Genomic DNA, 18,595 nt, shown 5'->3' on the forward strand with positions numbered 1-18,595 from the left:
GAATGGTTGCCGAACGGCGATTCAATCTGGTGCTACCCCTGCTTCGCTAATGGTCCTAAAGCTCTGGGAGGAACATCCCAATTTTGGTGCTCAGCATCTGCGACTTCTGGTGATGCCCGCACCAGTATGGTTTCTCGCTTAAGCGAGATTCTCTAAGAAGGGTTGCCACAATTTATCCGCGTGATCGAATAGGCTGATTTCTATCAGCCAGTTGTAGTTGGATGTCAAACATTGATGCCACATGTACTCAAACACAGCTCCTGTGCTGCCGCGCAGGAGCTGCCTAGAATAGAATTAATGAAATTTTCCGCTTATTTCCCCTGTTCTATAAACTTGGTGATGAGCGCATCCATGTTCGATAGCTTGTCATTTAGACTATGGTCTATTGAGTTAATTATATGTTTAAGTTCGTCGCTCAAAATATTCATGCGCGATACGAGAGCTAAATCCAAATTTTCTATTTCAAGCAGCGCCAACCCTAGTGGGATGCCTAACCTTGGATTTAATTCTTCGAGAATCACGTTTCCTAAGCCTTGGAATCTAGCCTGAGTTTCATAGATTTTCTGTGCTAGAAACTCTCTTGCTTGCTCAGCGCCAAACAGCGAGGTGTAGGCAGAAAAAAAAGAACTGAAAACTTCATCATCAACAGCTTCGGCGGGTACCACTTTATCTAGTGTGGTTTTTTGCTCAAAACAGTAGCGGCAAATTAGGTAAGTCAAATAAGTGTATAGAAATGCGCCTAGTGCTCCTGTTCTTTTTTTTATATTGCCATGATCTTGTAGATAACGAAACTGACAATAAAATGCTACAGCTTCAGCTAAACTTTGATGGCGATACAGTGCGTTGTCATCTGCGGAAGCTTGCCTTGAATTAGTAAAATCAGCTGCGTGACCCAGCTCGTGGCAGAGTAAATCGACAGAGCTGACCTGGTTGCTATCGATAGAGTAATAGATGTGGTGATTGTCCTGATTGCAGGATACGCACTCACCTTCAGTATAAGCACACTCATAACGCTCCAACCGGACTTCTTGCACGTTGGAGAGGTCGACGTCAGCGATACCACTCACGTAGCTAATGGCATCACCAAAAGACGTAGTTGTAATATCACTCAATCCATCCAAATCCATATGAGCAAGTTTTCGTATGGTCTTGCTCGACAAACTTATCGAATTATATATGTGAAAAATTGATTGGACTTCCCTTTGGGACCACTCGGTCCATTTCGGACAATTTTCCAAAATCAAGGAGTTAATCTTGCTGCGAACGTTATTTGCTTCGGCATCGTCACGCTTGTAATGGTTGCAATATTCAAGTTCTAATTGATAAAGCTCTTCCCTGAACAATGAGCTGCGAAGGGTCGTGGTGTCTCTCATCTTTAATATCCTTATTTAGCCAGCTTTTCGGGTTTGATCAAATGATTAGGCTGCCACTCATGATGCTGCACGCCCAAGAGCATGTGAATCATATCGACTTTTCTGTAGTCGGTCACTACAGCGTGCTTCAAGCAAACGAGCACAAATTCGGAACTATCGCTTCAGATTCCATCCAGAAGCAGACTGTCAGCACGGTTATGATTTCTCCCATTAGAGATACCAGTAAAGGTTTAAATGACATTTCAGGCAAGCCGGCAGTGCATGCAGCTCTATGATTAGATTTTAGCTGGGCAACGGACTGACATGCAGGACCGGGTTGTTCCTGACCTTGGCCAGTCGGATCTTGACTCGACTACCTGGTTTGCCAAAGAACCTCGCGGCTCTTTCACCCGTCAGCTTGTGCCCCGCCGTGTAGTTGAAACTCTCGGTCACGCTTCGGCGAACAAGCAGTTCAAAACTGCGAGAGTTCTCCGCGATCCACGTAATCACTTCTCTTGTAAGCTTGGTTGGTGCGGGTTGAATGGGTTCGGGGCGTCCTTTGATTTTTGGCCTTGCTGGCTTCGGCCGTTTGGCTTCAAACAAAGTGATGTCATCAAGCTGGAAAGAGCCAGGCACTGTGCATACGTGCGATTTCCCCCACCACAAACTCACGACGAGGTTGGTGCCGTTTGGATGGCCGATCAAGCTCTTAGCAGCCGAGGACACCCGGAGAGACAGCTTCGGGAAAGCGTTGAATACCCCCGGCTCGAAAGTGATCCCTCGACCAATCAGGCTGATTTGTTGACCAGCGACCCTTGCCCAGCCAAAGTCGTTCGACTCCAGGAAGCACAAATAGCGGTCACCTTTATCTAACCTTGCCTCAACCTTTCCGTTCAACCGTTCCCAGACCAGTAAATTGGCTTTATCTTCAGTCTTAAGAACAGAAGACTGGTCTATGCGCTTTACCTGAGCAGTTTTTGTGATGCTCGCTCTCAAGACTTTTTTGAGCTTACTGGCGATCGCAGCTCGATTTTTCGCATGCGCTTCGAAGCGCTCACGTCGGGCGCGTCGCCGGAACTTGTCAACGAAATCCTTTTGGTGCTCCGCACATTGTTTCTGGAACTCTTTGTACAAGCCCTTCAAGCGCTCGATGTCCACCTTCATATCCGCGACCATTTCTGGCGTAATGCGCTCGGCATCATCCAGCCAGGGCTCAACGATGTCCATTGCCTGCCGGCGAGCCGGTTCGTCATTGAGGTGAACACTGAGCTCGAGATTGTGCTTTCCACCTCGAGTCAGGTTCTGGCTGCCTACCGTGACAAAGGTGTCTTTGTCAGTCACCAGCTTGGCGTGCAGCCCATCGAGCTGGTAGACCTCATGTTTTTGCATCAACTCGACGATGTCCTCCAGATCCGAACCGCCGGTAGCAAAGACGTTGGTGTCAAACAACGTGTAGATCCGCGCGCCTGTCTTGCCTTTAACCAGACTCAATGCAACGTCCTGGGTGATATAGGGCGACAGGATGATCAATGGTTGGGAAGAACGCTTTGCCTGTTGTTGCCAGCGTGGGTGGATGTCCTTAAACATGCGCATGTAAGCTTCGTCCTGAAGTGCTGCCCGCCCGGAAAAACCGAGCTGATTCCAAGGGGGGCGTTGTATTAGGGGAGGATAACGCGTTCATAGAAATTAAACGGCTCAGCATGAATGGCCGTCTGGCCCGCACCGGGATGCGGAGGGTTGGATAGGTAGTTTAGTATACGGGCATGATCGCACTAGGGACCGGTAGCAGCAATGAATCACAGTGAATGTTCCCGAGTTTTCTAGACACCTATGAGCGGCTGCTTATGGCCGATTGCTGCCCTTCGCGAAGGACAGTTATGGGTCGTATTCTGCCGGGCCTCACCTAGCATTTGATGAGGGTGTACATAGCTCTCACTGGATCCTTCGCAAGTCTCGATTCGATTCCACTGAAAGCCATAATCAGCTGATTTTTTATAGCTAACCTATGAGGTACGGCTAGAAATCCACCAAATTCCAGCCCCGCGAAAACCGTGCCCTCACGACCAACAACCGTCCGTCTGTCTCCCCACCAGTTCAGGTTCCAGTGAGGGCTACCAAAATCTCTGGAACCCCCGTAAACCCGCCTTCTGGCGTTTTTTTCGTTATGGTTACTTCATTTGCAGCATGCGAAGCTTGCCCGGGCTTAAATTGAAGAAAGTCGAATAGCGAACAGACTGCTTCTTCCTCTGAAGTTCGAGAAAATAAAATCGTCCATTTTTTGTAGTAAAAATTAATCTGTCCACTTTTGTATTTTCTCGACTTGATTTCGTGAAGTGCCACATTCGAAATTTGACACTTTCACATCAAGTTAGATTGAATATAAACGTGCACGCTTGGTAAGCTTAACTAACAAATACTCTCAGGCGGCCTGTGTCGTCGGCCAAATACTCTTTATAACGTCGAACTTCTTCCTGGGTTCTACATGTCAAGTATATTACAAGGCCTTTGGAGAGCCATTTTTGTATATCTGCAACTATCGAAAGCGCTCGTGATCTCATATAGACTCTACTGGAGTCCACGTATATTGAATTGCAGCTAGTGTCAAAAACCAAAACTCCAGATTCGGAGTGGAATGAGCTTCCAATTGTAGAGCTTTTGATTTTGGCAGTGCAGCTAATTTTTGTCTCTCGAAGTTTGGTATTTATTTTTAAAAGTGAAAATTTATGGTTTTTATTTTTTGCTTCATATAAAGCATTGCCTGGTGCTATGTAGTTTTTATTGAAGGTCCCCCAAGCTTGCGCCCCACCTTTGTTGCCAGGTATCTGTGTTGCATCATATGCATTGTTGTCCCCGCTCAAAATAATTGAGGTCTGGTTGAATGTAAGGGTTAGCTTTGTTGATCCATTGTGTTTGAATGCATTTTGTACCAGTTCTAGCAATAAGTCGCACATTGTGAACGAGAATTCAGTGTCGTATTCATCTTCCGAACAATATGAGGAAAGTTTGTGTTGAATAATTGGGCCGTACTTGTCATTTAATATGTCATTGAGGTTGTCTGAGTTAAAATCGGAGAGGTAAAATGTAATGCTATTCCCAAGCATCGCATCAAGTAAAGCTAAGCACTCGTTGCTAGACTGCGAAAAATAAAAATTATTGGTATTGCAAATGGCATTGAGAATTTTGGGTGCAAGATTTGCTGAGGTTTTGGCTGTAGCTGATTGCATGTCTCTTTCAAATGAGTCACAGCCATAGTCGGAGACGGTTTTTACTATCAGCCACGGTATGCCCGTAATTGATGGTATAAGGCCGAATGCTTCCATTTCCCCCCCATCCACCGTAGGGAACTGATCAATAATATTATCTCTTTCCGTAGTGCTTGTGAGCAGCGTTTCCAAACTTACCATAGATGAGAATTTAAATGTCGAGCCGCCTTCAATGGCCTCGTATAAGCTATCAATGCTAACGGAGAGAGGGCTGTTGAAGATGGTTGATTTGTACTCAATCCTTTCTGGCGTCGAAATTTGTTTGTTTATTGAGTGTATTGTAGTGCAGATGAGAGTCTGCCCGATTTTTACTTTTTGAGGGTCTCCCCAGCAAAAGCCTATCAGAGCAATAAGTTTGGGTTTGGGGTTTTCGGCTTTTTCTAAAAAACTAGCTGCTATTCTTGCTATCGAGTCTTTTTGAGAGATTCCGCAAGTTCCGCTTATGTGAATAACAAACATATCTCCAATTTTGCCAACATAGCATCCGCGACTAGGGCCTGCTAAATTGGCGCTGCACGTATCTTCAATTAATTCGTTAATGGCCTTTTTTTCTTTCTCGTTAGATGTCAGTAGTAGTATGTAGTTGTTGTCTAGTGCTGCTTTGTGAAGATTAATTGAAATTTGGTTCATGTTGAGAGCATCCTGCATTAAGTTTGTTGTATGGAGTTTTTTTCGTTGGGGTGTGCTCGGTTACAGGGTGCAAGCTTAGAAGCACCACCTTGGAGCTTCATTGTGCCATATAAGGGACGGCAGAGCAGCCGGCAGAACTCAAAATTAGATTTCATCTTTCAAAGATAGGATAGTTGTGGCGGCAGTCTACTCTCGCTCAGGGCCACTTTTGCCAATACTGATTACCAGCCCGTAGTGGTGTTCAAGTACCGTGTGGAAGCGCAAGCGTGCAGTGAATCGCTGCAGGCACGTGCAGCTCCCCAGGACACGATCGCAATAGCAGATAAGAATAGTTTTTCATAAGGCTGCCCATCGAAAACCAAAGCATTTTCCATAAAGCAGACTGTCTGCGATGGGTTGCAGAAACCTTTTCCATCCGCAAATTCGATCCAACCGCTAACCTTTCCATGCCGCTTCTGGCCGATTGTTGTCCTCCGCCAAGGATCGCTAGGGGGCTTTTTTGCTGTTACACATCTAGGATTTGAAGTGGGTGGTCGTAGCTCTCACTGTAGCCAAAAATTCCCAGTTCGATTCCACAGAAGGCCATAACTAGCTGATTCGGTTATAGATACCCTTTGAGGTACATCAAAAAATCCATCAAATTCCAGTCCCGCGAAAACCGCGCCCTCCCGACCAACAACCGTCCGTCTGTCTCCGCAGCCGAAGCACGAACTCATGATACGGATACTTCAGTTTGGGAGTGCGTTGCCGGGGTCGATTTCCTAGCAGCTTTGATGAACATCGCCGTTCCACCTTGCCGCATATCGATCTCGAACAACTCTGACGTTCGGATGAGATCGCTAAGGGTCCGATGCCCGTAGTTCACGGCTGAAAACGAACTGTTGTTGCGGATAAAATTACCGACCTGGCTGAGGCGCGACCAACCTGTGTCATCAGCGGTCTTCTCAGCAGCCGTTCTCAGCAAGCGCACTAGCGCCGTGTCACTGCGTAGCTCGTTTCGGGTGCGTTTACTGCATTTCGCTTCGCCTTCAACAACTTTTTCCTGATCATCGCCAAGCAGGTTCTCTGTGTAGATAAACTGCGAGCAGGCATCTACAAAAGGCTTCGGTGTCTTTTTCTCCCCAAAGCCGTAAACCGGCAAGCCGCTTTCCAGCAGCCGAAGCACCAACGGGGTGAAGTCGCTGTCGCTTGTCATGAGCGCAAAGGCATCGACGTTTTTGCTGTACAGCAAGTCCATCGCATCAATGATCATCGCTGAGTCAGTGGCATTCTTGCCCTTGGTGAAAGCGAATTGCTGCATGGGGCGGATGGCGAACGGGTGGATCTTCTCGACCCAGCCAGCGAGTAGAGGAGAACTCCAGTTCCCGTGTGCATGCCTGATGTTGACCATGCCGTACTTGGCCAGCTCATCGAGTACGCCTCCGATGGAAGCATGGCTCACATTGTCGCAGTCAATCAGCAGTGCTATCCGTTTCGACTCCACGGTTACCCCCGTCAGTCCCTGTGTCACCAAACTCTAGCTCAACTGCCCTGGCAGCACTTTCAATGTTCATATCGTGCACCTCATCTCACCTTGGGAATTTCAGCTGAGCCTAGTTCGCTGCATTCGAAGTTTGATTGGGTATTTTGGTGCGTATGATCGGATGTGGACTTAGTGTTACGTTCAACGCTGTTCGCACATCATTCAGAGACGTTTCCTACAACTTCGACACTTGCTTGACCGAGATGTATAGGGCTAAATTTCCTCTGTCGCGGAAAATTCCGTGACCGGGCGTAGGAACCCGTTGGTAAACTTGGCGCACGCACTAGGCGCCCCTGCACCACAGCTGGCGCTTTTTTTGTGCCTGCCGTGCTGTGTCATGGCGGCTGTGTGTGGGCAGGCTTCGGCCTGGCCGGGTTTCCAAGTTTCCCGGTATTCCTACCCCATACACAGCTGCCACCCAATCCCGTAGGAAGGATCGTGGCAGCTCCAACTAAAACTTGGAGTGTCATGCATGCTTATCCCGAGTCCATCCAAGATCCTCGCATCCGTTCTCCACCGTCGTTCCTCGACGGCCCTCAGCGATCTCACTTCCAGTCAATCTCGCTCTGTCTCTGCAACAAGGGAGTCACGCCATGACTGACCAAGAACGCCTATCCACCATCCAAAGCTACGCCTGGACCCTCGAACTGCTAGGCGAAGCCCTGGTCCAGCACGACGAAATGCTGGAGTGCGAACACAACCCACACCTGAGTTTTCGTAACACGGCCGGTATCCATCAGGCGATCCGGATCATCAGCCGTTTGGCCAGTGAGCAGTGTGGGAAGGTGATGGAGCGAAACGGGCAGGACCCTGTTAGTTAGGCAGGATCATTGATGAGCGGCGGGCCGGATATCACGCTTGCGGCTGGCCTTCTGCTAATAGCCTCCTGGTGGTTTATTCCTGTCGGGTAGGGTTATGGGGCTGCTGCGCAGCCCTTCGCAGGCAAGCCAGCTCCTACAGGGACCGCGCTAGTCCCGCCAGCACGGCGAAATGCTGGAGTGCGAACACAACCTCCACCTGAGTTTTCGCAACACTGCCGGTATCCACCAGGCGATCCGGATCATCAGCCGTTTGGCCAGTGAGCAGTGTGGGAAGGTGATGGAGCGAAACGGGCAGGACCCTGTTAGTTAGGCAGGATCATTGATGAGCGGCGGGCCAGATATCACCCTTGCGGCTGGCCCTCTGCTAAAGGCCTCCTGGTGGTGTATTCCTGTCGGGTAGGGTTATGGGGCTGCTGCGCAGCCCATCGCAGGCAAGCCAGCTCCTACAGGGACCACGTTAGTCCCTCCAGCACGGCGAAATGCCGGAGTGTGAACACAACCCGCGCCTGAGCTTTCGCAACACGGCCGGTCTCCATCAGGTGACCCGGATCATCAGCCGTTTGGCCAGTGAACAGGGTGGGAAGGTCATGGAGCGAAATGTCCAGACCCCTGAGCGTTAGGCAAGATCCCGTTGTTGCGTGTAATCGCCATGCCGTCGTCAGCCCCGCACCGAATCGGAGGCTGGCAGGCTGCTGTGAGGCGCTTTGGCACGCCTTGCCTGCTCGTCTTGACCAAGCAAGAAGAACGCCGCTCCAGCCGACAACACGGTGAACCCGATCAGCACCAGAACCAAGGTGCCGAAGCCGTCTAGATACGCGGCCTGCAGCAGCAACGGATCGACGCCCTGAACCTGGCCCAGGTCGCCCATCACCAGGCGCTGCGCCAGTTCGCTGTAATCGCCGGCAGGCAGTACGCGCCTAAGACTGTTACCTACCAACGCGGTGAGCAGGGCGATGGTGATCGCCAGGGCGACACCTTCGCCCGCTACCCGGGTGGTGTTGAAGATGCCGGCGGCCATGCCTGCCTGCTCTTTGGGGATCACGCTAACCGCCAGCCCGTCCATCAGGCCCCAAGGGACACCGGTGCCGATACCAATAACCAGCATTGCCAGCACCAGTTGCTGGTAATCGCCAATAGCGGCATGGGCCAACAGGTACAACCCCGCGGCCGCCACCAGGAAGCCTGCAGCCGACAGCACGCCAGCACTTACCCAGCGGGTCAACCAGGCGGCCAGCAGCGGGACCACCAGCATCGGCGCCGACAGTGCCAGCATGATCAGGCCGCTTTGCATCGGGGCGATGCCTTCTACGCCGATCAAGCGAAACGGAAGCAGTACGATCAGCACGATGTAGCAATAACAGGTGCCGATCGGCAGAATCTGCACCCCGACAAAGCGCGGGTATTTCAGCAGGCTCAGCTCGAGCATCGGCTGCCTGGCGCGCAGCTCGATGGTCACGAACGCCAGCAAGCTCAGTGCCGCGCCGCCGAACAGGCCCAGTATCAGCGGGGAGCGCCAGCCGGCCTGCGGCCCCAGGATGATCGCAGTGGTAAACAGTGCGAGCATGCTCGAGAAAGCAAGCACACCGGGCAGGTCCAGCTTGGGCGCTTCGGGGTTAAAACTTTCGCGCATCCGTGACAACGCCGCCAGCAGCGAGATCGCAGCAAGGGCCGCGGTGCTGACGAAGATCGAGCGCCAGCCGAACTGTTCGATCAGCAGGCCGCTGACCATCGGCCCGAACGCCAGGCCCAGCCCGAACGTGGTGCCAAGCAGGCTGAACGCGCGCGTGCGGGCCTGGTCCTCGAACTCTTGGGCCAAGGCGGCGGAACCGCTGGCCAGGGCAGCGGCGGCGGCAACGCCTTGCACCGCCCGCAAGGCATCAAGCCAGACGATGCTGTAGACGCTCGCCAGCAGGATGCTGACGATGACGAACAGGGCCAGGCCCAGCGTGAACAGGCGCTTTCGCCCGTAAATGTCCGACAGGGTTCCGGCTGCCATCAGCAGGCTGCCGAAACTGAGCATGAAGGCGTTGGTGATCCAGGTAAGCGAGAACGGTTCGGCATCGAAGGCCTTGCCGATGGCAGGCGTGGCCACGGCGCCACCGGTGAAACTCAGCGGCAGCACCAGGGCGGCCAGGCAGATGGCTGCCAGAACATAGTAACGGCCCGCGTGCGGGGTGTGATCAGTAGCCTGATCCATTGCGCTATCCCTCCTGTTGTAGCACCGGGTGCGTTAAATCTATAGTGGCCGCAATGCTGGATAAACAGGCTGTAACTCCACTCATAATGGACAAAAAGGAAGTAATGCCATGGAGAGCTTGAACGGCATCCTCGCCTTCGTGAAAACCGCCGAGTCGTTGAGCTTTGTCAGCGCGGCGCGGGCGATGGGTATTTCCGCATCGGCGGTCGGCAAGAACGTTGCCCGCCTGGAAAGTTCGCTGAAGGTGCGGCTGTTCCAGCGCAGTACGCGCAAGGTCAGCCTGACGGCGGAAGGCCAGCTGTTCTATGAGCGCTGCCGGCGCATCCTCGACGACCTCCAGGATGCGGAGGCCATGCTGTCCCATGCGATACAGGCCCCGCGTGGTCGCTTGCGGGTCAGCCTCCCGACCATCGGCTACCGTTTTCTGCTGCCGTTGATGCCGGCTTTTCGCAAGGCATACCCTGAAATCGAACTGGAAATGGACTTCAACGACCACCTCGTCGACCTGATCGACGATGGCTTCGATGTGGTGATCCGCAGTGGTGGGCTAGCCGATTCAAAATTGATGTCGCGCAAGCTCGGGCCGTTCCGCTTTGTCCTGTGCGCAGCGCCTACCTACCTGGCACGCAAGGGGCGGCCCCAGACGCTAGCCGACCTGGAGCGACACGACTGCCTGCGCTATCGCTTTGTCACGACCGGCAAGATCATGGACTGGAGCCTCGGCGCTGATCCCGAGATTACCCAGTTGCGCTTACCCACGGTGCTGACGCTGAACAACATGGAGGCAATGCTGATGGCTGCGGTGGACGGCCATGGTATCGCCTACATGCCGGACTTTCTGGTACGTGAATCGGTCAGGACTGGCGCACTGGAAAGCCTGCTTGATGCGCATACCTCCGACCAGGGCCAGTTCTGGGCGCTGTGGCAATCGAGCCGCCACCTGTCGCCGAAGATCCGAGTGTTCGTCGACTTCATCGCCGAGCGTTTGTTCAAGGCGTAAATTGCCCGGCGCCTCCAACGATCTCCACAACACATAACTCATTGAGTTGGCAGTGACCTAGTGGGAGCGGGCGTGTCGAGGCGTCGAACCGCCGTGAACACCGGCGCAGCCGGTGCCAGGCATCGCGTTGGATTCTTCGCAGGCACGCCCGCTCCCACACGGTACGCGTACCGCTTGCGAGCGCTTCACAAATGAAGCAACCCCAACGCCCCGATCAAGGCAGGCGGCATTACCAGCGCCCCCAGGCGCAGGAAGTCCAAGGCACCGACGTGTTCGCCTTCACGGCGAACGGCAACCAGCCAGAGCAAAGTGGCCAGGGAGCCGGTAATCGACAGGTTCGGCCCGAGGTCGACGCCAATCAGCAGCGCCGCAGTGGTTTTCGCGGGTAAATCGACAATATGGCCAACGGAACCTGCGATCAGGCCGGTCGGCAGGTTGTTCATCAGGTTGCCGGCGATAGCCGCGACCACGCCGGCGCCCCAGCTCGCCTGGGTCTCGGAGCTGCGCGCCAGCGCGGCCAAACCATGGGCCAGGTGCTCGATCACACCCGTCTGTGCCACCGCTTCCACCAGCACGAACAGGCCCGCGACCAACGGCAGTACGCCCCATGCCACACCTTTGAGCACCGGCATCGGGTTGCGCCGTTGGCGCAGGTGGATCAGCCCGGCCGTGGCGATGCCGGCGCAGAAGGTGGGCAAGCCAAGCTGCCGGTCCAGGGCGGAAGTCAGCAGCAACAGGGCGCCTGTCAGCACGATACCCAGCGCGCACAAGCGTGCACCGCTGGACAGCGGTTGCATGTCGATAGTCGTTGCCAGGGGCTGGCGTATCTGTTTGCGCTGGGCCAGCCGCAGCACCAGGTAGGTCAGGCCGATGGCCGCAAGCGACGGCAAGGTGAACTGCCGCAGCCAATCCAGCAACGGCGGCATCTGGCTGCCGAACACTACCAGGTTGGCCGGGTTGGAAATGGGCAGCACAAAGCTGGCGGCATTGGCGATGAAGGCACAGATGAACAGATAAGGCAGCGGCTCGGCCTTGGCCGCCCTGCATGCGGCGTACACCGCTGGGGTAAGCACCACCGCGGTGGCATCGTTGGAGAGGAACACCGTTACCAGTACCCCCACCAGGAATACCAGGTCGAACAGGCGCTGGCCGGAGCCGCGGGCATGCTGCACCGCGTACATGGCCAGCCAGTCGAACAGCCCTTCCTGGCGTGCCAGTTCGGCCAGCACCATCATACCGATCAGAAACAGGTAAACATCGCCACCCTCGGCGACAGCGCCGAGGGCCGTGGGTAGTGGCACCAGGCCAAACGCGGTCAGCAATACAGCGGCGCCGACTGCCCAGACATATTCCGGCACCCGCCAGGGGCGCAGGATTACCCCACCGGTCGCAACGGCGGCGACGGCCCAGATGAGCGAGGATGGATCAAATACAGGCATGCAGTTTACTCAGGTGAATGAATGAGTTGGCGCGGCTTGGCCGGGTGCCAGCCTTTGGAGGATGGCGTGCAGCACGCTATATCGTGTCAACGTTATTTGGCTGAGCTGGCAATTGCCGGCTTGGGTGTCCCTTCCTAAGGCCTGCCTGATAGGTGAGTAGCCCGATTGCAGCCACGATACCGAGAACAACGAAGGCCGTGCCATAGCCGAAATGTTGCGCGATCCAGCCGGCGAGTGCGTGGCTCATGGCCGCGCCTATTCCCTGTATCGTCATCACTGCACCAAGCCCTGCATTGATGTGCCCAGTGCCGCGCAGGATGGAAGCGACAAGCCCAGGCAAGGCGACACCCAGCAGGCCTGCCCCGATTCCATCAAGGGCCTGTACCGGAATCAGGGCCCACGGGGACTCCCAGCAACCGGCGATCAGCCCGCGCAAGGGCAAGGCCAGGAGGGCGGCAAGGATCAGTGCCCGATACCCGTGCCGAGAGGCATGCCGCCCGGCCCAAAGCGCCACGGGGATCATGACCAGCTGCGCGACGATGACGGTGGATGCCGTGAACACGCTGGGGTCGGCCAGCCCACGCGTGACAACCGACTGTGCCAGCAAGGGCAGCATCGCGGCATTGCCAAGGTGGAACAGCAGCATGGTGATCGCGAGCAGGCCCAGCTCGCGCGAGTGCGTCAAAACCCGCACCATGGAAGGCGAGGGGCTGCTACCTTGCGCAGGCTGGTTGCCAGTGAGGTCACCACCGCGGGCACGCTCATGATCGATGTCATGTGGATCGATCTTGCGCAAGCAGGCAAGAGCCGCGCACGCCATCAGGGCCATCAAGACGAATACGGCTGACAGCCCCCAGCGGTAGCCTGCCAGCCCGGCCAAGGCAGCCGCTACCACGTTGCCGGCATGGTTCCAGGCTTCGTTGATGCCGAGCTGCCGAGACAAGTCTTTCTGATCAACGATGCCCAAGGTGATGCCCATGATGCCGGCGCCCATCAACGCACCCACAACACCCGTCACCACTTGAGAGGCGACGGCGACGCCGAACGTTGGCGCCGTCCATAGCGCTGCCGTGGCGAGAATGAGTGCAATTGCGCCGCTTGCCAGAAGCAGTCGCTTGTGGCGCGAGGCGTCGATCCACGCGCCCATCGGCGTGGTCGCCAACATGCCTGCGATGCCGCTGGCGGCCATCACGTAGCCAATGTCATCGGCTCGCCAGCCGTGGCTGGCCAGAAACACACCAAGGAAGGGGCCCAGGCCGTCACGGACATCGGCCAGGAAGAAGTTGAGGCCGGACAGCCAGCGCCGTGAGCTGGCATGCGCCGGGGGTATGGAAGGTGTTGCCGGGTGCATAGAGGCATTCCCTTATGGCGCGCGGTCATAGAGCGGCTGCAGGGTGGATAACGTGGTGCCCATGCTGACCGCTTCCAAAGCGGTGCCAAACGCATTGCGCGTGCCCAGCCCGGATGCCGCGAACGGTGCGCCCGTCTGCACGGAAATACGCAGGCTCTCTGACGGGAAACGTACGATGCTGCCATCGCTCAGGATGACGCCGTTGGCCTCGCCCCGTGGGCCAGTCAGCACGGTCTCCACCTGGCCTTCCACCTGTTGGGGCTGCAGGCGCTGGGCGCGCAGGTGTGGCGGCAGGGCTCGGCCTTCGCCAACCGGTGGCGGCTGGTTGTACACGGTGCGCCCGCTGTCGGCGTGGATGATGGCGTCGGCTTTGACCGTGCCTCGCGTTTCCGCCCGCCCGATGATGCGGACGGCGTCCCCCACTTTGACCGTGGCTGTGAGCGCATCGGCCATGTGCGGTGGAAACTTTGCAATGGTCCCGTCGCTCAGGCGCAGCCCGTCGACCTCACCATAGGGATTGATGAGCATCAGTTGCACCTGGCCTTCCACCACGTACTGGCTCACCAGGCCAGGTGTTTCCACACCCTGATGCGGTGTTGGAGACAGATGGGCGGCGGCGGGCGGCATGGCATGCGCGCTGAGGCTACCCAGGCCAATTGCCAGTGCAAGAGATGTGGCGATGAAATACCTGGACATTGGAGAAGCTCTTTTGGGTGGGAACACCCAACCTGTAGCGCAAACACCATGCCAGATAAAATTGTTAATTAAATCAATCAGTTATGATTGATAGGAGTGATGTGCCGTCCGATTACGTGACGCTAAGGTGTCACGGAATCGGACACCTCCTTTGCGTGCGAAGGGGTTAGTCCAGATCGAACTCGGCCAGCTTGCGGTAGAGCTGCTGGCGAGACAGACCGAGGCGCCGCGCCGCCTCTGCGCGGTTGCCCGCCGTCGCAGCCAGGGCGCGCACGATCATTTCGCGCTCCAGCTGGGCAACGGCCTGTGCCATTGGGCCTTCCCAGTCGATGTCCAGGCCTGGGGTGGGCGCCGCCGCCGTCTGCAACCCGATGTGTTCGGCCTCGATGACCGGGCCGTGGCTGAGGATGGCCGCGCGCTCCATGGCATTGCGCAGTTCGCGCACGTTGCCCGGCCAGGAATGGGCCAGCAGCAGCCGGGCTGCCGCCGCGCTCAACCGCTTGGGCGAGTCGCCGCCCAGCAGGCGTAGAAAGTGTTCGGCCAGCAGCAGTACGTCGCCCAGGCGCTCACGCAGCGGTGGTAGCCACAGTGGTACTACCTGCAGGCGGTACCAAAGGTCTTCCCGGAAGCGCCCTTCCTTGACTGCGCTGGGCAGGTCGCGGTGGGTGGCCACGATGATGCGCACGTTCACCGGCTGGGCACGATTGGCGCCCACGGGGGTGATCTCGCGTTCCTGCAGCACCCGCAGGATCTTCGCCTGCGTGGACAGCGGCATATCGCCTATTTCGTCGAGGAACAGGGTGCCGCCATCGGCCTCGCGAAAGCGCCCGGTGCGTTCATTGATGGCACCGGTGAACGCGCCTTTGACATGACCGAACAGCTCGCTTTCCATCAGTTCGGCCGGGATCGCCGCGCAGTTGACGGCGACGAAGGGGCCGGTGGCTCGCCCGCTGTTGCGATGCAAGGCACGCGCGACCAGTTCCTTGCCTGTGCCCGTCTCGCCCAGGATCAACGCAGTGGCATCGGAGTTCGCGGCCAGCCCGATACGCTTGAAGACCTGGCGCATGGCCTCGCTGCTGCTGACCAGTTCGGTGCCATCCACGGGCTCTTGTGCGGCAGGTGATGCCCCGGCCGCCTGGGGGGTGTCTGGGGTGTTGGCTGCCCATCGCAGGGCCCGTTCGAGCGTCTCGATCAGGGCGGCCCTGGTCACGGGCTTGGTCAGGTGGTCGAACGCGCCCAGGCTCATCGCCTCGATGGTGTTGCCGCCACTCGCATAGGCGGTGAGCATGATGCAAGGCACCTGCGAGATGCGCGCCGCGCGGCGCAGGAACACCAGGCCATCCTCGCCCGGCAGCCGCAGATCGACGATGGCCGCATCCACGTCCTCGGTGCGCAGCCGGTGCAGGCCTGCATCGGTGGTTTCAGCCTGCAGCACCGCATACCCCAGGTCTTGCAGCATTTCTGCAAGGCTGTCGCGGAATGCGGCGTCATCGTCGACGATCAGGATTCGGGCCACGGTAGCTCCATCTCTATGCGCGTTCCTTTGGCCGACTCGGCGAGACCGACCCGCCCGCCGTGACCCTGCACGATCTCGCGCACCAGCGCCAGCCCCAGGCCGGTACCTCCAGCGCGGTTGGTGGAGAACGGTTCGAACAGTGTATCGCGCAGGTCATGCGGAATGCCGGAACCATCGTCCGCCACCCACAACAGCAATGTGCCGCGGTGCGTGCGATGCGCACCGAGCTCGATTTCACCGCGTTCTTCCGTGTGCGCCAGCGCATTGAGCAGCAGGTTGTCAAAGACCCGCGCCATTTGTGTCGGGTCGAACAGCGCAACTTGCTTCGCGCTAGCGGTCAGCTCCGGTTCAACGGCCAGTGTTATTCGTACGCCTTTCTTTTGCGCTGCTTCGGCGTGGGCATTACGCCGCTCCTCCAGCCATTCCTGCAGGTCAACTGCCTTGCGCTCGGCGCGGAAAGGTTGCGTCAATGCCAACAGGCTCGACACCAGCGTCTCCAGCCGTGCCGTTTGCGAAAGTACGGCCTCCAGGGCACCAACCACACGTGCTTCGCGCCGGTCAGCCGGGGCAGCCATCGCGTTTTCCACCTTCATGCGCATCGTGCCCAGCGGGTTGCGGATCTCGTGTGCAAGCCCGGCGGAAACGCGCCCCAGCGTGGCCAGGCGTTCGGACTGGGCCAGTTGCTTTCGCAAATGCGCCGACTGGCGCTGCCAACGCGAAATCATCCAGCCCAGCCATGCCCCGGAGACAACGACCAGCGCCAGCAGCAGGCTTACCGCGAGTATCAAGGTATTGACTGTTTCTGTGGCCAAAAGCGGAACGCGCATCAGGGTCCAGGCGATCAGCTGTCGGTCATAGGCCTGAACGGGGCAGGCGGCGAAAGCCACGGCTTCGCGTAAGCCCGGTCGCACATCCGCCACCAGGCCTGCAGAATCCTGCGCACGCTGGGCCGTGGAGGCAATGCGCTGCAACTCGGCGCTCGGCGGGTCGCGTTTGATTCCCGTGCCGTCGTAGGTTGGGAAGGCGTAGGCCACCACACCCGCATCCGCTCGCCAGAAGCCGCCCTCCATGCCCGGCTGATCGCGCAGCGCCAAATCCAGCACTGCCTGTGCGGCAGCGGGGGGCATGAGATCGGGGTGGTCTTGTGCAGGCGGGAGCTGCTGGCGAACCCGTGCCGCACCCGCCTGGAGCGCCTGGCAACTGGTCGAGGTGAGTTGGCGCGCCTGCGCAATCTGAGGGCCGGCGCCTTGGCGGCTGATTATCAGCAGCAGCCATCCCAGCACAAGCGCAACTGCGGCAATGGAAAGCCACAGAATCAGCAGATCACGGCGAACGGAGGGTTGCAGTGACAGGTCAGGTTTCCTTGGATGTGGGGCACCGCTGGTCAGTCGGTGGGCGTTCTGCTGGCAACCTTGCCAGATGGAAAATCGCCGTGCAAGGACAGGGTCGGTTGAATTAGCAGTCACTCTGTGGGCGCTTGGCGGTGAACCAGTACTTTGTGGCCATTGGCGATGCGCGGCAGGTGAGCTTGTCCAGTACCTTCGAGTTCTAGGCCAGCCTGCACCGGCCTCTTCGCGGCTAAAGCCGCTCCCACAGGTACTGCACTGCACTCGAAGGTGGCGCGGTCCTTGTGGGAGCGGCTTTAGCCGCGAATACCGGCGCAGCCGGTGCCAGGCAACGCGTTGGATTCTTCGCGGTTAAAGCCGCTCCCACGGGGTACGCGTACCGCTTCCATTTGCCTTTGAGTGGTCTTTTCGCCTCAGCAGGCAATACTTCTCTGTATTGCAGGCGTGTTCCTGGTGGCGCGCGCCGCTGGGAGGTGTCGTGTGAACAAACTGACAATCGTGGGTGCCGGCATGGTCGGCGAGGCGGCGGCGCAGATCATCGCTCGGGAAGAGTTGTGCCGTGAGCTGGTGTTGATGGATGTGCAGGGCGAGATGGCGCAAGGCAAGGCGCTGGATGTGTGGCAGGCGGCAGTCGAGTCGGGTTCCGATACCCGGGTTCACGGCGGGGCCAAGGCTGAAATGCTGGACGGCTCTGAGCTGGTGGTCATCACTGCAGGCGTGCCGCGCAAGCCGGGGCAGTCGCGTCAGGATGTACTGAGTATCAACCTGCCAATCCTCGACGGCATCATGGCCGACATCAAGCTGCATGCACCAACTGCGACCGTGCTGGTGGTTTCGAACCCGGTCGATGTGCTCACCTATCGCGCCTGGAGCTTGAGCGGGCTAGGGCGCACCAAGGTGTTCGGCCAGGCGGGGGTGCTGGATACCGCACGCATGAAGTGTTTCATCGCCGAGCAGACCGGGTTCTCTGCCCGGGATATCACGGCGCTGGTCCTGGGCGGGCATGGCGACAGCATGGTGCCGCTGATGCGCTACTGCCAGATCGGTTCGGTGCCGTTGTCGCACTTCCTGTCCAGTGAGCAGATCGAGCAGATCGTCGAGCGCACCCGCAAGGGTGGTGGCGAGATCCTGGGGCTGAAGAAGCTGGGCAGCGCCTGCGATGCGCCGGGCGTGGCGATTGCGCAGATGGTCGATGCGATCGCCAACGGGCGAAACCGCATCTTGCCGGCGGTGGCGATTCTGGAAGGCGAGTACGGGCGCACGGATATTGCCATGGGTGTGCCCTGCGTGCTGGCAGAGGAGGGGTTGGCGCGGGTGATCGAGTTGCCGCTGGATGCGCAGGAGCAGGCGATGTTCGATCAATCGGCTGATCAGGTGGCGCGGGATATTGCTGAAATGAAGGCGCTGTAACGCTGTGGGAGTGGCTTTAGCCGCGAAGAATCCAACGCGGTGCATGGCACCG

14 protein-coding genes are annotated in these 18,595 nt (G+C 57.3%); 4 read left to right on the top strand and 10 right to left on the bottom strand.

Annotated elements, in window-relative coordinates; translation table 11 throughout:
• Positions 1–311 precede the first annotated feature (311 nt).
• The gene (locus GEV38_RS03905) at positions 312–1,373 is read right to left on the bottom strand and encodes a hypothetical protein (protein ID WP_054572288.1); all 1,062 of its coding nucleotides are present in this window, start codon (positions 1,371–1,373) and stop codon (positions 312–314) included.
• A gap of 59 nt (positions 1,374–1,432) precedes the next feature.
• Between GEV38_RS03905 and GEV38_RS03910 the strand changes: the two genes are divergently transcribed.
• On the top strand, positions 1,433–1,648 hold the full coding sequence (locus GEV38_RS03910) for a hypothetical protein (RefSeq protein ID WP_150124434.1): 216 nt from the start codon (positions 1,433–1,435) through the stop codon (positions 1,646–1,648).
• 7 nt (positions 1,649–1,655) lie between these two features.
• Here GEV38_RS03910 and GEV38_RS03915 read toward each other — a convergent pair whose 3' ends face one another.
• The 3 genes from GEV38_RS03915 to GEV38_RS03925 all read right to left on the bottom strand — a co-directional run bounded on the left by GEV38_RS03915 (position 1,656) and on the right by GEV38_RS03925 (position 6,728).
• Positions 1,656–2,945, bottom strand: coding sequence for a hypothetical protein (locus tag GEV38_RS03915; RefSeq protein WP_054572289.1), 1,290 nt, complete (start codon positions 2,943–2,945; stop codon positions 1,656–1,658).
• A gap of 809 nt (positions 2,946–3,754) precedes the next feature.
• The gene (locus tag GEV38_RS03920) at positions 3,755–5,245 is read right to left on the bottom strand and encodes a 5'-methylthioadenosine/S-adenosylhomocysteine nucleosidase (RefSeq protein ID WP_150124433.1); all 1,491 of its coding nucleotides are present in this window, start codon (positions 5,243–5,245) and stop codon (positions 3,755–3,757) included.
• A gap of 712 nt (positions 5,246–5,957) precedes the next feature.
• Positions 5,958–6,728 carry an NYN domain-containing protein gene (locus tag GEV38_RS03925; protein WP_054572322.1) on the bottom strand — a complete coding sequence of 257 codons (771 nt, stop codon included), beginning with the start codon at positions 6,726–6,728 and terminating at the stop codon, positions 5,958–5,960.
• 632 nt (positions 6,729–7,360) lie between these two features.
• On the opposite strand from GEV38_RS03925, the gene GEV38_RS03930 reads away from it, so the two are divergent.
• The gene (locus tag GEV38_RS03930) at positions 7,361–7,588 is read left to right on the top strand and encodes a hypothetical protein (protein ID WP_015268870.1); all 228 of its coding nucleotides are present in this window, start codon (positions 7,361–7,363) and stop codon (positions 7,586–7,588) included.
• Positions 7,589–8,246: 658 nt separating this feature from the next.
• On the opposite strand, the gene GEV38_RS03935 is transcribed toward GEV38_RS03930, so the two are convergent.
• Positions 8,247–9,785, bottom strand: coding sequence for an MFS transporter (locus GEV38_RS03935; protein ID WP_054572290.1), 1,539 nt, complete (start codon positions 9,783–9,785; stop codon positions 8,247–8,249).
• 109 nt (positions 9,786–9,894) lie between these two features.
• On the opposite strand from GEV38_RS03935, the gene GEV38_RS03940 reads away from it, so the two are divergent.
• The gene (locus tag GEV38_RS03940; protein WP_015268872.1) at positions 9,895–10,785 is read left to right on the top strand and encodes a LysR substrate-binding domain-containing protein; all 891 of its coding nucleotides are present in this window, start codon (positions 9,895–9,897) and stop codon (positions 10,783–10,785) included.
• A gap of 185 nt (positions 10,786–10,970) precedes the next feature.
• Here GEV38_RS03940 and GEV38_RS03945 read toward each other — a convergent pair whose 3' ends face one another.
• From GEV38_RS03945 to GEV38_RS03965, 5 genes are all read right to left on the bottom strand, one after another.
• Positions 10,971–12,224, bottom strand: a complete 1,254-nt coding sequence (locus GEV38_RS03945) for an arsenic transporter (RefSeq protein ID WP_054572291.1) — start codon at positions 12,222–12,224, stop codon at positions 10,971–10,973.
• A gap of 76 nt (positions 12,225–12,300) precedes the next feature.
• A complete protein-coding gene (locus GEV38_RS03950) occupies positions 12,301–13,575 on the bottom strand; it encodes an MFS transporter (protein WP_054572292.1) in 1,275 nt (424 codons plus the stop codon).
• 12 nt (positions 13,576–13,587) lie between these two features.
• A complete protein-coding gene (locus GEV38_RS03955; RefSeq protein WP_054572293.1) occupies positions 13,588–14,271 on the bottom strand; it encodes a hypothetical protein in 684 nt (227 codons plus the stop codon).
• Between the two features lie 166 nt (positions 14,272–14,437).
• The gene (locus GEV38_RS03960) at positions 14,438–15,787 is read right to left on the bottom strand and encodes a sigma-54 dependent transcriptional regulator (protein ID WP_054572294.1); all 1,350 of its coding nucleotides are present in this window, start codon (positions 15,785–15,787) and stop codon (positions 14,438–14,440) included.
• Positions 15,772–17,253 carry an ATP-binding protein gene (locus GEV38_RS03965; protein WP_235891283.1) on the bottom strand — a complete coding sequence of 494 codons (1,482 nt, stop codon included), beginning with the start codon at positions 17,251–17,253 and terminating at the stop codon, positions 15,772–15,774. The genes GEV38_RS03960 and GEV38_RS03965 overlap by 16 nt, the downstream gene beginning before the upstream one ends.
• Before the next feature lie 360 nt (positions 17,254–17,613).
• Here GEV38_RS03965 and GEV38_RS03970 point away from each other — a divergent pair, with 360 nt between their 5' ends.
• A complete protein-coding gene (locus tag GEV38_RS03970) occupies positions 17,614–18,543 on the top strand; it encodes a malate dehydrogenase (protein ID WP_023663598.1) in 930 nt (309 codons plus the stop codon).
• Positions 18,544–18,595: the final 52 nt, after the last annotated feature.

Origin of the sequence: Pseudomonas sp. 13159349 (assembly GCF_013305685.1) — a bacterium.
Taxonomy (GTDB): Bacteria; Pseudomonadota; Gammaproteobacteria; order Pseudomonadales; family Pseudomonadaceae; genus Aquipseudomonas; species Aquipseudomonas asiatica.

Excerpts from the sequence above, each read along its gene's own strand:
- GEV38_RS03905 (WP_054572288.1), bottom strand. The coding sequence starts at position 1,373 with ATGAGAGACACCACGACCCTTCGCAGCTCATTGTTCAGGGAAGAGCTT.
- GEV38_RS03910 (WP_150124434.1), top strand. The coding sequence starts at position 1,433 with ATGATGCTGCACGCCCAAGAGCATGTGAATCATATCGACTTTTCTGTA.
- GEV38_RS03915 (WP_054572289.1), bottom strand. The coding sequence starts at position 2,945 with ATGCGCATGTTTAAGGACATCCACCCACGCTGGCAACAACAGGCAAAG.
- GEV38_RS03920 (WP_150124433.1), bottom strand. The coding sequence starts at position 5,245 with ATGAACCAAATTTCAATTAATCTTCACAAAGCAGCACTAGACAACAAC.
- GEV38_RS03930 (WP_015268870.1), top strand. The coding sequence starts at position 7,361 with ATGACTGACCAAGAACGCCTATCCACCATCCAAAGCTACGCCTGGACC.
- GEV38_RS03935 (WP_054572290.1), bottom strand. The coding sequence starts at position 9,785 with ATGGATCAGGCTACTGATCACACCCCGCACGCGGGCCGTTACTATGTT.
- GEV38_RS03940 (WP_015268872.1), top strand. The coding sequence starts at position 9,895 with ATGGAGAGCTTGAACGGCATCCTCGCCTTCGTGAAAACCGCCGAGTCG.
- GEV38_RS03945 (WP_054572291.1), bottom strand. The coding sequence starts at position 12,224 with ATGCCTGTATTTGATCCATCCTCGCTCATCTGGGCCGTCGCCGCCGTT.
- GEV38_RS03950 (WP_054572292.1), bottom strand. The coding sequence starts at position 13,575 with ATGCACCCGGCAACACCTTCCATACCCCCGGCGCATGCCAGCTCACGG.
- GEV38_RS03955 (WP_054572293.1), bottom strand. The coding sequence starts at position 14,271 with ATGTCCAGGTATTTCATCGCCACATCTCTTGCACTGGCAATTGGCCTG.